Annotated in this window: 11 protein-coding genes; 4 read left to right on the forward strand and 7 right to left on the reverse strand. The window is 58.7% G+C overall.

Annotated features, from left to right (window positions below):
• Nucleotides 1-191: 191 nt before the first annotated feature.
• From ACR0DG_RS06620 to ACR0DG_RS06635, 4 genes are read right to left on the reverse strand one after another with little or no spacing between them, the layout of a single operon-like run.
• Complete coding sequence (locus tag ACR0DG_RS06620; protein ID WP_480695522.1) at nucleotides 192-1,121, reverse strand: metal ABC transporter permease; 930 nt, start codon at nucleotides 1,119-1,121, stop codon at nucleotides 192-194.
• Complete coding sequence (locus tag ACR0DG_RS06625) at nucleotides 1,118-2,323, reverse strand: metal ABC transporter permease (protein WP_480695524.1); 1,206 nt, start codon at nucleotides 2,321-2,323, stop codon at nucleotides 1,118-1,120. The genes ACR0DG_RS06620 and ACR0DG_RS06625 overlap by 4 nt, the downstream gene beginning before the upstream one ends.
• A 2-nt stretch (nucleotides 2,324-2,325) precedes the next feature.
• Nucleotides 2,326-3,129: a metal ABC transporter ATP-binding protein gene (locus ACR0DG_RS06630; RefSeq protein ID WP_480695526.1), complete on the reverse strand. Its 804-nt coding sequence runs from the start codon at nucleotides 3,127-3,129 to the stop codon at nucleotides 2,326-2,328.
• Nucleotides 3,130-3,132: 3 nt separating this feature from the next.
• Nucleotides 3,133-4,086 (reverse strand): metal ABC transporter solute-binding protein, Zn/Mn family, encoded by a 954-nt coding sequence (locus ACR0DG_RS06635; RefSeq protein ID WP_480695528.1) that lies wholly within the window; start codon nucleotides 4,084-4,086, stop codon nucleotides 3,133-3,135.
• Between the two features lie 200 nt (nucleotides 4,087-4,286).
• On the opposite strand from ACR0DG_RS06635, the gene deoC reads away from it, so the two are divergent.
• The 4 genes from deoC to ACR0DG_RS06655 all read left to right on the forward strand — a co-directional run bounded on the left by deoC (nucleotide 4,287) and on the right by ACR0DG_RS06655 (nucleotide 9,289).
• Nucleotides 4,287-5,285, forward strand: coding sequence for a deoxyribose-phosphate aldolase (gene deoC / locus ACR0DG_RS06640; RefSeq protein ID WP_480695530.1), 999 nt, complete (start codon nucleotides 4,287-4,289; stop codon nucleotides 5,283-5,285).
• A gap of 11 nt (nucleotides 5,286-5,296) precedes the next feature.
• Nucleotides 5,297-7,630, forward strand: a complete 2,334-nt coding sequence (locus ACR0DG_RS06645; protein WP_480695532.1) for an aldehyde dehydrogenase family protein — start codon at nucleotides 5,297-5,299, stop codon at nucleotides 7,628-7,630.
• A 25-nt stretch (nucleotides 7,631-7,655) separates the two neighbouring features.
• Nucleotides 7,656-8,471 (forward strand): SDR family oxidoreductase, encoded by an 816-nt coding sequence (locus ACR0DG_RS06650; protein ID WP_480695534.1) that lies wholly within the window; start codon nucleotides 7,656-7,658, stop codon nucleotides 8,469-8,471.
• Nucleotides 8,472-8,596: 125 nt separating this feature from the next.
• Nucleotides 8,597-9,289 carry a cyclic nucleotide-binding domain-containing protein gene (locus ACR0DG_RS06655; RefSeq protein ID WP_480707083.1) on the forward strand — a complete coding sequence of 231 codons (693 nt, stop codon included), beginning with the start codon at nucleotides 8,597-8,599 and terminating at the stop codon, nucleotides 9,287-9,289.
• 3 nt (nucleotides 9,290-9,292) lie between these two features.
• Here ACR0DG_RS06655 and ACR0DG_RS06660 read toward each other — a convergent pair whose 3' ends face one another.
• The 3 genes from ACR0DG_RS06660 to ACR0DG_RS06670 form a co-directional block, all read right to left on the reverse strand.
• Nucleotides 9,293-10,597, reverse strand: coding sequence for a M16 family metallopeptidase (locus tag ACR0DG_RS06660; protein WP_480695538.1), 1,305 nt, complete (start codon nucleotides 10,595-10,597; stop codon nucleotides 9,293-9,295).
• Entirely contained in the window at nucleotides 10,594-11,934 is a 1,341-nt protein-coding gene (locus ACR0DG_RS06665; protein WP_480695540.1) for a M16 family metallopeptidase, read from the reverse strand. Before ACR0DG_RS06665 ends, ACR0DG_RS06660 begins: the two co-directional genes overlap by 4 nt.
• 81 nt (nucleotides 11,935-12,015) lie before the next feature.
• Nucleotides 12,016-12,534: a DUF3035 domain-containing protein gene (locus ACR0DG_RS06670; protein ID WP_480695542.1), complete on the reverse strand. Its 519-nt coding sequence runs from the start codon at nucleotides 12,532-12,534 to the stop codon at nucleotides 12,016-12,018.
• Nucleotides 12,535-12,556: the final 22 nt, after the last annotated feature.

Genomic DNA, 12,556 nt, shown 5'->3' on the forward strand with positions numbered 1-12,556 from the left:
ATCGCGTCGCGTCATCAAAATAGGGGTGATAAGCGTATTCGCGGTTGCCCGAACGATCCAATGTGAGTGGCGGTCAAACGTTTAACAATGAAAGTTCTGTAACACGAAATGCCCTTTGGGGCTCATTAACTCTGAAGCCCCCATCCCGTTGGGCGGAGTTCAGCCGAATCTGGCCCCTGCGCACACCGTATTTATGCCGGTCCCGGTGCCCCGGCCCGGGTTCGACACGGCCCCAAGATCGCAGCCAGCGCCAGTATTAGGCCCGAAACAGTTGCGATCATACCTGCCGCGCTGACCGCGTCTGCCATCCCCAGCCATAAGGGTCCGTACCCCGCCAAAACGTATCCGGCGACCGCTGAAATCACGGCAAATACGATGCTCCAACCAATCTGGGACTCAAGCCGGTTGGTCATCATTCGCGCCGCAGCGGGCGGGCAGATGAACATTGCAATCACGATGATTGAACCCACCGCGTCAAATGCCGCCACTGCCGCAATTGCAGCCGTGATCACAAGGGCAAAACCCAACGGACCCGTGCGAATTCCGACGGTACGCGCAAAACCTTCGTCAAAGGTCGAAATCTTGAGCGGCCGCCAGAACAACCAAGTGAACAAAGAAACCCCGGCGACGGTCAAAGCTATGCGTGGCAGTTCCGGCGGCAGACCGGCCAGCGCCTCGATGTCCCACAGCGACGACCACCCGGTTGCGTCAAGCCAGATCAGGCTTTCCAGATTGCCGTAGAGCGCATGTTCCACATCCAGATGCACGGTCGAGGTGTCCGTTTGCTCAAGCAACAGAACGCCCGCGGCGAACATAGTGGTAAAGACCACACCCATCGCGGCACCGGGCTCGATCTGGCCAAGACGGCGGATCGCCTCAATCGATATAACAGCGACCACAGCGGCACCGGCGGCCCCCAACATCATCGGCCAGGTGGAAATTGCGCCGGTCAGTATGAACGCCACAACAATCCCCGGCAACACGACATGGCTGATCGCGTCCCCGATCAGAGCCTGTTTGCGCAGCACCAGAAAATTGCCCGGCAATGCGCAGGCGATGGCTGCAAACGTACCAATCAATAGGGGCGTCAATGAAAGGGGGACAAATTCTTCACCGCTCATGTTACAACCCCCTGCGGGCCGCCAATCTGACGGTCGATCTCGATGATCTGGTCGCGCGTCAATACAGTTTCGATATCGCGCAAACCATCATACAGCGCGGCTGTCGCCTCGTGAGCCTGATCGGCCCGGACAACTTCCCAACGCTTTTCGTCGCGCAACGCCTTCGCGGCGCGGGCTTTCCCGGCCTCGGTTGCGACACCGTCCGCGCGCGCCAAACCGGCGCGGCACAACAATCGCAAGGTCAGCGGTTCGTAGATTTTTTGCCCCTGCGCCAGCGCCAGCAAACCCTGCCGGATGTGTACGCGACGTTGAAACCTAAGGTGCCGCAGAAGGGCCGCCATGACACCGCGCACTGGTGCCAGAAGCAAAGACAGCAAAAACAGCGCGAAACTCACCAGAACTATGATTGGGCCAGTCGGTAAATTGGGTGCCGATGCGGATAACGCAGCTCCGACGTATCCGGATACGCCCCCTGCCAGACCGGCCAGCACAACGACGCGATCCGACCGTTCTGTCCAGAAACGGGCCGTCACAGCCGGGATGATCAGTAAGGCGACGATCAGGATCAAACCGACGATTTTCAACCCGACGACCGTCACCGCCATGACAAGACTCATCATGGCAAGATCGACCCGATGCACAGGCACGCCTCGGGCTGCGGCATATTCCGGATCAAAGGCCACCAGGGTCATGGGACGTCGCAGCAGCATCACCAACCCCAAGGTCACTGCCCCACCGATTGCGATAATCAACGCGTCGGCCCACAGCATTCCGGCGGTCGATCCCAAAAGAAACCCTTCCAACCCGGCCTGACGGCCGACACCCATAGTTTGGATAATGGTCAGTAAAACGATGCCAAACCCAAAGAAAACCGACAGAACCGCGCCAATCGCTGCATCCTCTGCCAGCCTTGTGTTGCGCGTCAGCCAGTTCATACACAAAAGCCCTATCCACGCGGATACGGCAGAGCCCGCCAACAATCCAATCAGGTTGCGACCGTCGCCGCCCAACAGGACCAAAAGCATGAAGGCCAGGCATACGCCCGGCAGGGTCGCATGGCTGATTGCGTCACTGACCAGCGCGCGCTTGCGCAGGAAAAGAAAGGTGCCTGTCACACCAGCCGACACACCCAGTAGCGCGGCACCAATGGCGACCAGCGAGGCGTTGTAGCCAAGCTGCAGGGTCAGAGCGTCCCAAAGCATGGTTATCCCAATGCGCGCGAAATCTGGTCGATCTGAGCTGTCGCTAACCGCCCTCCATAGGCGGATTGCAGGGTTTCAGCAGTGAACGCCTGAGCCACTGTTCCCTCGGCCACTTTGCGCGTGTTGATCAGGAAAACATGATCGAAATAGTCGGTCACAGTGGCAAGGTCATGATGGACCACGACCACGGTCTTGCCAGCCTCTTTCAACGATTTCAGAACAGCAATGATGGCCTTTTCCGTGGCCGCATCGACACCGGCAAAGGGTTCATCCAACAGATACAGGTCAGCGTCCTGCGCCAATGCACGCGCCAGAAACACGCGTTGCTGTTGCCCCCCTGACAGCTGGCCGATCTGACGATCTGCGAAATCGCGCATGCCGACCCGGCTCAGGCAATCCATCGCCCGCGCCTTGTGCCGCGCGCGAACACGTCCCAGCAGGCCCAATTCCCGAGACAGTCCCATCAGCACCACGTCAATCACGCGGGTCGGAAAATCCCAATCAACGCTTGCGCGCTGCGGTACATAGGCAATTCGGGCACGTTGTTTTTCCAACGGTTGACCATAGACGGTCACCTGCCCGGACAGCGGCGAGACTATGCCCAGCGCCGCCTTTAGCAACGTCGATTTACCGGCTCCGTTCGGGCCAATAATGGCGGTCATCGCCCCAGGCTGCACGGTCATGTCAACGGAAAACACCGCCGGTTTCTGGCCATAAGAGACGGTCAGCCCGCGAATAGCGAGAGGGCTGTTTTCAAGTCCATTTTCCTGTACGGATACACCCTGATTTGCCGCCAGTTCAAGCATCGCTTAGAACCCCGCCGACAGTTTGCCGTTCATACCGCGATCCGGCACGTCTGCGCCCAGAGCGCCCCCGATGACGGTGAAGTTATGATCCAGCATGCCGATATATGTGCCCTCATATGTTCCGGGCTCGCCCATTGCGTCCGAAAACAGCTCGCCTCCGATGCTGACATCATGACCCTTGGCTGCGGCCCCTTCGATCAGGGCCAGCATCGAACGATCAGAAACCGAGCTTTCGACGAACACTGCAGCAAGCTTCTGGTCGACCAGCGCATCGACCAATTCGCCAATCCGGTTCAAACCGGCCTCGGATTGGGTCGAGATGCCCTGAATTCCCAAAACATCATACCCGTATTCCGCACCAAAATACCCAAAGGCATCATGCGCGGTCACAAGCACCCGTTGGTCTTCTGGAACGGCCGCTAGCACTTTCTTGCCATAGGCTTCCAATTGGTCAATCTCGGTTAAGTGTGTCTTCGCGTTGGCTGCGAAGAAATCAGCCGCGTCGGGACGCGCCTCGGTCAAGGCATTCTGCACCTCGACAACCACATCGCGCCACAAGGCGGGGCTCATCCAAATATGCGGATCGTATTTGTCGGCGTAATCGTCATGCGCGCGGAGTTTGGATGTGTCGATCACCTCGGCCACGGCGACCACGTTCCGTTTACGGCCCAGATCGTGAAAGAAGTCTTCCATCTGCGCTTCAAGATACAGACCGTGCCAAAGGATCAAGTCCGCACGGGTCATCGCGACGATGTCGCTGCGGGTCTGGCGGTAGGCATGTGGATCGACACCCGGACCCATCAGGCCTTTGACCTCGATCTGATCACCACCGACCTGACGCACGGCATCTGCAATCATACCAGTCGTTGCCACCACTTTCAGCGGCGATCCGGCCCAAGCCGATACGGGCAGCGCGACGGCAAAAGCCAGCGCTGCAAGAAAGCTACGACGAATCATGTCAGACCCCGATCTGATATCCCCATGACGTTAAATATGCGAACCACTCGCAACTAAGTCAATGCTATTGAGAATTATTCGCAAGAAAGTTCATTATTTTTGTCCATTTGGTCAAAAAAACTGGACTTCAGACGCCGGACTGCCTTCCATTTACCCGCAACACATGCGATTTTGGCGCAAACCTCCCAAAGGATGTGAAGATGGAAACGCAGAGCTCAGACAGCCCCGTGCGCACCGCGCATCTGCCGCAAGTGACCGAACCCAGAAACCCGGGCATGGACCTGGACCTGGATTGGGTGCGCGCTGTTCAGGCCAATACATCGGCTATTGAACGCCGTGCCGCCACCCTGCCCGGTCGTCGTTCGGTAAAGAAAGACTATCAGGCCGCTTGGCTGCTGAAGGCGATCACCATGATCGACCTGACCACCTTGTCAGGTGATGACACGGTGGGCCGCGTTCGCCGTCTTTGCGCCAAGGCGCGGCAACCTGTGGCCCCAGCGCTGTTGCAGGCGATGGATATGCCACCGATCACCACAGGCGCAGTTTGTGTCTATCACGACATGATCGAACCCGCCGTTGTGGCGCTGAAAGGCACGGGCATTCCGGTGGCGGCTGTCTCGACCGGGTTCCCGGCGGGTCTGTCGCCCTTTCACCTGCGCGTGGCCGAGATCGAAGAAAGCGTGAAGGCCGGGGCCGAAGAAATCGACATCGTGATCTCGCGCCGCCATGTGCTGTCGGGTGACTGGCAGGCCTTGTATGATGAGATGAAAGCGTTTCGCGCCGCCTGTGGCGACGCCCATGTCAAAGCCATCCTAGCCACCGGAGAGCTGGGCAGCCTGCGCAATGTCGCTCGCGCCTCGGTCGTGTGCATGATGGCGGGGGCGGATTTCATCAAGACCTCGACCGGCAAGGAAAGCGTTAACGCCACCCTGCCCGTATCGCTGGTGATGATCCGCGCGATCCGCGATTACTATGACCGCACCGGGTATCGGGTCGGCTACAAGCCTGCGGGCGGGATTTCCAAGGCCAAGGACGCACTGGTCTATCTGTCGCTGATCAAGGATGAGCTGGGCAATCGCTGGCTTGAACCGGACCTGTTCCGCTTTGGCGCCTCCTCGCTGCTGGGCGATATCGAACGGCAGTTGGAACATTATGTAACGGGCGCCTACTCCGCCGGCTATCGTCACTCCATGGGCTGAGGACAAGAATAATGACAGTCAAAGAGATTTTCGAAACCATGGACTACGGCCCCGCCCCCGAAAGTGCAGCCGAGGCGTTGGCCTGGCTGGTCGATCAGGGTGACAAATTCGGCCACTATATCGACGGGGCCTTCACCAAGCCCGGCAAAGGGTTCGAAAGCCGCAACCCCGCGACCGGAGAGGTGCTGGCCAAGCTGACGCAAGCCAAGCAGGCCGACGTCGACGCTGCCGTGGCAGCCGCCCGCAAGGCGCAGCCCAAGTGGGAGAAACTCGGTGGCGCGGGACGTGCGCGTTACCTTTATGCCATTGCGCGGCTGTTGCAGAAACATGCGCGCCTGTTTGCCGTTCTGGAAACTATGGATAACGGCAAGCCGATCCGTGAATCGCGCGACATCGACATCCCTCTGGCGCAGCGGCATTTCTATTACCACGCGGGCATGGCGCAATTGATGGAGAGCGAGTTGCCCGACGAGCAGGCGTTGGGTGTGTGTGGTCAAATCATCCCGTGGAACTTCCCCCTGCTGATGCTGGCGTGGAAGATCGCGCCCGCGTTGGCGATGGGCAATACGGTGGTTCTGAAACCGGCCGAGTATACCTCGCTGACGGCGCTGCTGTTTGCTGACATCTGCTCGCAGGCCGGGCTGCCCAAGGGTGTGGTCAACATCGTCACCGGCGACGGCGCGGTGGGTGAGATGATCGTGGCTGCCGACGTGGACAAGATCGCCTTTACCGGATCAACCACCGTGGGGCGGCGTATTCGCGAGGCAACGGCAGGCTCGGGCAAGGAACTGACGTTGGAGCTGGGCGGCAAATCCGCCTATATCGTGTTTGACGATGCCGATATCGATTCAGCCATCGAAGGTCTGGTGGATGCGATCTGGTTCAATCAGGGTCAGGTCTGCTGCGCGGGCTCGCGCCTGTTGGTGCAGGAAGGCATTGCCGAGAGGTTCTACGCCAAGCTGCGCGCGCGGATGGATGGGTTGCGCATCGGCGATCCGCTGGACAAGTGCATCGACGTGGGCGCGGTTGTAGACCCGATCCAGTTGCAGACGATCAAAGGCATGGTCGACAGCAACACCGCAGGTGAGGTTTATCAGGCGGCCTGCGCGCTGCCCGAGAACGGCTGCTATTATCCGCCCACGCTGATCTCGGGTCTGGAGACATCCGATCCGCTGATGCAAGAAGAGATCTTCGGCCCGGTTCTGGTATCCACGACCTTCCGCACCCCGGCTGAGGCGGTCGAGCTGGCCAACAACACCCGTTATGGGCTGGCCGCGACAGTCTGGACCGAGAATGTGAACCTCGCGCTGGATATCGCGCCCAAACTGGTTGCGGGTGTGGTCTGGGTGAATGCCACCAACCTGTTCGACGCAGCCGCCGGCTTTGGCGGTGTCCGCGAAAGCGGCTTTGGCCGCGAAGGCGGTTGGGAAGGGCTGGCCGCCTATACCAAACCCAAGGGCAAGACCAAGCCGCTGACCAAGGTCGAAGTTCCGACAGGCGACGGTGCCCCGGTCGATCCAATCGACCGCACCGCCAAGATGTATATCGGCGGCAAACAGGCGCGGCCCGATAGCGGGTACTCGAAACCCGTCTGGGGCAAATCGGGCCTTCTGGGCCATGTGGGTCTGGCCAACCGCAAGGACGTGCGCAACGCGGTTGAGGCGGCGGCAGGAGCCAAAGGTTGGAGCAAGACCATCGGCCATCTGCGCGCGCAGATCCTGTACTACATCGGCGAAAACCTCTCGGCCCGTGCGGATGAGTTCGCGGCGCGGATTGATGCCATGACCGGCGGCAAGACCGGTGCAAAAGAGGTGGACGCCTCAATCCAGCGCCTGTTCACCGCCGCCGCCTGGGCCGACAAATATGACGGTCAAGTCCACGGGGTACCAATCCGGGGAGTAGCCCTTGCGATGAAGGAACCCGTGGGTGTGATCGGCGCGCTGTGCGCGGATGAGGCACCTTTGCTGGGTCTGGTCTCGGTCCTGGCCCCGGCGATTGCGATGGGCAACCGGGTGGTGCTGGCCGCATCAGAACCTTACCCGCTAGCCGCGACGGATTTCTACCAGATCCTCGAAACCTCGGACGTACCCGCAGGCGTGGTCAACATTCTGACCGGCCGCCACGCAGAACTGGCAAAGCCGCTGGCCTCACACCTGAACGTCGATGCGGTCTGGTCGTTCTCGTCCACCGACCTGTCGAAAGAAATCGAGGCTGTGTCCGCCGGAAACCTGAAACGCACTTGGGTCAATAACGCGACGGCAATTGATTGGAGCATGGACCATTCCCGCCGCTTCCTGCAGGCTGCGACCGAAGTGAAAAACATCTGGGTGCCCTACGGCGAGTAGGGCTCCCGCATCACGGGAGGCCCACATGGATTTTTCAGGACAAACCGTCATTGTGATCGGCGGCACCAGCGGTATAAACCGGGGCATCGCCGAGGCCTTTGCGGCCTCGGGTGCCAAACTGGCCGTCGCCAGCCGATCGCAGGAAAAGGTGGATGACACCGTAGCCGCACTCAAGACTGCGGGTGCCGCTGATGCCATCGGTGCAGCGTTTGATGTACGCGACCCCGAGGCCGTAGCTAAGGGCCTTAAACAGTTCCACGAGGCGCTCGGCGATTTTGACGTTTTGGTTTCGGGTGCAGCGGGTAATTTTCCGGCTCTGACCTCGGAAATGTCGGTCAACGCGTTCAAAACTGTTGTCGATATTGATCTGATGGGAACTGTCCACGTCATGAAAGGGGCCTACCCTTATCTCAAACGGCCCGGGGCCAGCATCATCAACATCTCGGCCCCGCAGGCCTTTTTGCCATACGAAGGGCAAGCCCACGTCTGCGCCGCGAAAGCTGGCGTTGACCAGATTACCCGTACCCTGTCGATGGAATGGGGTGTCGAAGGCATCCGTATCAATTCGGTCGTGCCCGGATTTATCGAAAACACCGAAGGGGCCCGTCGGCTTGCACCGACTGAAGACGCAGCCGAGAAGTTACGCGCAGATGTCCCAATTGGCCGCTGGGGAACCGTGCAGGACGTCGCCAATGCTTGCTTGTTCCTATCCTCGGATATGGCCAGTTATATCAGCGGCACAGTCTTGTCTGTCGACGGGGCATTATATCAACGCGGTTCGGGCAAATTTGGTCAAATGATGGGGCAGATGTTGCGTGCTCAGGCGAAAACACGCACATAACACAAATTAACCTGTGAATTTGTTCATATACAATCGAAAGTGAAAACTTCAGTTTGGGTGCATTCAACACGAGGGCACGCCCGACCATGCTGAGTTTTCCGTTTGATTTTCCTGAATTCGTTCACTTGACCACATTGATCGGCGTGACCGGCGCCGGTCTTTACATACTGAACTATTTCCTACTGCAGATGGGTTTCATTCGTGGCAATGGCATCGCGTATCCGGTGTTGGTCATTGTCGCCGCAGGTTGCGTACTGATCAGCATGGCGAAAGAGTTCAACCTCGCTGGGTCAATCATACAATTCGCCTATATTCTGATTTCGGTACTGGGACTGATGCGCGGCTATCTTGCACGTCACTTTGTCCGTTTTTCCGACGACGAACGGCAGTTCATTGCATTGCACCTTGAATCCCTCAAACCCCATCAAGCCCGAAAACTGCTGAACACGGCCACTGTCCGGGAGTTTCCCACTGGGGACATATTGATCGAAGAGGGCAAAACCACGGATTTTCTTGGGTTTGTCCTAAGTGGTAAGACGACCATTCTCAAAGAAGACCAGGTGATCAACACCTGCGGATCAGACGAAATATTAGGAGAGCTCACCTTCGGTTTGGGGTTACCTGCAACGGCAACCGTCATCGCCACTGAGCCCACCAAGTGCCTTGTGTTCGACAATATTCAACTGGCCCGTTTGCTGCGCCGCAACCGCCATATTGATGATGCGCTGAAGGCCGCGCATTTCAGACATGCGCGGCAAAAGCTGCTGAACAGCAACAAACATACGCTCAAGGCCCAAAAGCAGCCAGCGGCGGCCTAGGGCTTAACCGTCCAGCCCTTCGGGTTTACCAACGATCGTGAAATGCAGCCCCTCAGGGTTCAGCAGCTCTGACGCGACGCGATTTACGTCGTCCAACGTCACCGCATTCACCTGATCATTCCGCGTGGCGATATAGTCGATAGGCAGATCGTCCATCTGCATACCCACCATGATCCCGGCGATCTGACTATTCCCATCAAACCGCAGCGGGTAAGCGCCAGTCAGATACGTTTTGGCGTCGTCCAGTTCCTTCTGCGTCACACCCTCGGACGCAGCCCGCGCCCATTCGTTGCGGATCACCTCGACGGTTTCGGCGATTCTGTCGTTGGCCGAGGACACGGACCCCAGATAAACCGACGCCAAATCCTTGGGCACAAGGTAAGTCGCCACGCCATAGGTCAGCCCACGTTTTTCCCGAACTTCATGCATCAATCGGCTTTCAAAACCACCGCCGCCCAGAATGTGGTTCAGGACAAAAGCCGCAAAGAAATCCGGATCGTGCCTGTCAATGCCCGCATGGCCAAACAGGGCCACGGATTGCGGCGTATCAAAATCGACAACGCTGACACCACCGGGGATGGTCACGTCGGCCTTGCCCGGAATGGGTTTTCCTGTTTCGGGAAGGTCGGCCAGCAACTTGTCCAGCAATTCGCCCAGTTCCTCGGCCGTAATATCTCCGACCGCACCGACATACAGCCGGTCCTTGGCAAAGACATTCTCATATGCCGTGACAACGTCATCCCGTGTCAGGACCGTCACGCTGTCTAGGGTGCCTTTCCCTTCGGAGCCGTAAGGGTGATCACCATAGGCCATCTGCGCAAAGCTGCGTCCGGCGATGTCATTTGGGTCCGTTTGGTCCGACCGAAGCCCAGACAACACCTGCGCCTTGACGCGATCTACAGCGTCTTGATCAAACCGTGGCTCGTGCAAAGTGGTGCGCAGCAGATCTATAACCTCATCGCGGTTCTCGGTCAGAAACTGCGCAGATACCGAAACGGTATCATCAGACGCGTTGTACCGGAACGAGGCCGCAAGGGATTCCAACTGGCGCGCATAGGTTCGCGCATCCATATCGCCTGCGCCCTCTTCGATCAGGCCGCTCATCAGGTAGACGGCACCGCGCTTGTCCGGATCATCCAGCGACGTGCCGCCTCTGAAACGCAGCTCAAGCGCCGTGAAGGGGATTGAGTGATCTTCGACCAGCCAGGCGGTGATACCACCCGGCGATGTCACTTCTTCGATCTCGATCTCGGCCCATGCGGGCAGAGCGACGACAAAAGCGATCAGTGTTACCAGAAACCGTTTCATTGCGTCACCTCATCATCGCGCATCAGCCAACCCGTGACGGATGCTTCGCGTTGCAGAACTTCGCGGGCAGCCGCGATGATCTCATCACCGGTCACGGCCTGAAGAACATCAGGCCAAGCCTGCACATCCTCGACTGTCAGGCCGCTGGTCAACGCACGGCCATACCGGTTTCCGATACCATCCACGTTATCACGCGCATAGGTTTGCGCGGCACGCAGTTGCATTTTGATGCGGTTCAGGTCGTCTTCATTCACGCCTTCGGCAATGAAATCGGCAACCGCCTGATCCATCGCATCCTCCGCCTCTTGCAGCGACACGCCCTGCGCCGGAACAACCAGAAGATCAAAGGTTGTGTCGTCCAAGGACACGCCCCGATAGAACGCGCCCGCATATACGACGGTTTGCTGTTCAAACTGCAGCTTTTCGTTCAGGTAAGAGGTATTCCCACCGCCCAGCAACTCGGCCAGCAGGAATAGCGCGGCGGCTTTCTCCTGCGCGCCAGAGTCGCGCTCGGGCGCCAGATAGCTGCGCTGCACATAGGGTTGCGACACGCGTGGATCCTTGAACGTCAATCGACGTTCCGCGGTTTGCGGTGGTTCTTGCGACCGGATCCGTTCTGGTAGGTCCGGATTGGCAGGGATCACACCATAATATTGCTCTGCCAGCGTCTTGACCTCATCAGGGTCCACGTCTCCGGTTACCACAAGAATGGCGTTATTTGGCGCATAGTGGGTCTGGTAGAAGGACAACGCGTCCTCCATGTCCAACGTCTCCATCTCATGCCGCCATCCAATGATCGGCACGCCGTAGCGATGGTTCAGATATTGCGCCGCGTTCATCTGTTCGCCGAACAGCGCGCGCGGGTTGTTGTCTGTACGCTGGTTGCGTTCTTCAAGGATCACGTCGCGTTCCGTGACGATATCGTCTTCGGACAGGCGGATATTGCGCATGCGATCCGCTTCCATACGCATCATCAGTTCAAGCCGATCGGCGGCGACGCGCTGGAAATACGCAGTATAATCATACGAGGTAAAGGCGTTGTCGTTGCCGCCGTTGGCCGCGACCGTGGCCGAAAACTCACCCGGTGCCAGCGTGTCCGTACCTTTGAACAGCAGATGTTCCAGGAAATGCGCAACACCGGACGAGCCCACCGGCTCATCCGCAGAACCTGCGCGATACCATACCATGTGCTGCACCACAGGGGCGCGGCGGTCTTCGACCACAACGACATCCATGCCGTTATCCAGTGTGAAGGTCGTGACCGCCTCTTGACCGTCCTCGGCGAAAACCGGGGTGGCGGCGATAAGGGCAGCCGACAGTGCCAGGGCCCGAACCATGGGGCATCCTCCGTTTGTTGTCTGATGTTCAAACTACGGTGACGCGGCGCAGGTTCAAGACTGATGACGAAAAGTTAAGGATTATTCATCCGCCGGGGGCGCCGACGGCGTTTCGATACCCGCGCGACGGGCCGCTTGGTTCTGTTCTTCTGCATCAAGCGCGTCCTTGCGGTAAACCTGCGCGTACCGATCCACCTTGAACAGACGCAGACGCGTCAGGCGTCCCTGTTTCCTGCGAAATTCGGCATCTTCGGCATCGACCGTCTGCCGTGTATTCGCCGGAACGCCATAGCGGCTGGAAGCCGTCACCAAGGCCGCATCCGTCGACGGGATGGCAGTGTTCGGGTTCAACGCGGCAGGGTTGCCACCCAATGCAGCCACTGCATCAGCTTTTGGCGTCGGGTCCGTCAGGTTGGTACCCCCGGGTGTGGGTGCAGGCAGAAACTGATAGTCTTGTGGCTGTGTCAGCGGTTTAGCCGGAAGAACCGAAAACTCATCCGGTCCCGGTCCCGGCGCCTCAAGATGGCGCAGACCGATATCGGAACAACCCGCAGCCGCAAAGGCCAATGTCACTGCAATGAAGGAACGCGGCAACCGCATCAGAGTCTCCAGCCTGTTTCAG

The sequence above is a fragment of the Ruegeria sp. BG8 genome (assembly GCF_056538325.1).

Coding starts and splice junctions, on each gene's coding strand:
- ACR0DG_RS06620 (WP_480695522.1), bottom strand. CDS start 1,121: ATGAGCGGTGAAGAATTTGTCCCCCTTTCATTGACGCCCCTATTGATT.
- ACR0DG_RS06625 (WP_480695524.1), bottom strand. CDS start 2,323: ATGCTTTGGGACGCTCTGACCCTGCAGCTTGGCTACAACGCCTCGCTG.
- ACR0DG_RS06630 (WP_480695526.1), bottom strand. CDS start 3,129: ATGCTTGAACTGGCGGCAAATCAGGGTGTATCCGTACAGGAAAATGGA.
- ACR0DG_RS06635 (WP_480695528.1), bottom strand. CDS start 4,086: ATGATTCGTCGTAGCTTTCTTGCAGCGCTGGCTTTTGCCGTCGCGCTG.
- deoC (WP_480695530.1), top strand. CDS start 4,287: ATGGAAACGCAGAGCTCAGACAGCCCCGTGCGCACCGCGCATCTGCCG.
- ACR0DG_RS06645 (WP_480695532.1), top strand. CDS start 5,297: ATGACAGTCAAAGAGATTTTCGAAACCATGGACTACGGCCCCGCCCCC.
- ACR0DG_RS06650 (WP_480695534.1), top strand. CDS start 7,656: ATGGATTTTTCAGGACAAACCGTCATTGTGATCGGCGGCACCAGCGGT.
- ACR0DG_RS06660 (WP_480695538.1), bottom strand. CDS start 10,597: ATGAAACGGTTTCTGGTAACACTGATCGCTTTTGTCGTCGCTCTGCCC.
- ACR0DG_RS06665 (WP_480695540.1), bottom strand. CDS start 11,934: ATGGTTCGGGCCCTGGCACTGTCGGCTGCCCTTATCGCCGCCACCCCG.
- ACR0DG_RS06670 (WP_480695542.1), bottom strand. CDS start 12,534: ATGCGGTTGCCGCGTTCCTTCATTGCAGTGACATTGGCCTTTGCGGCT.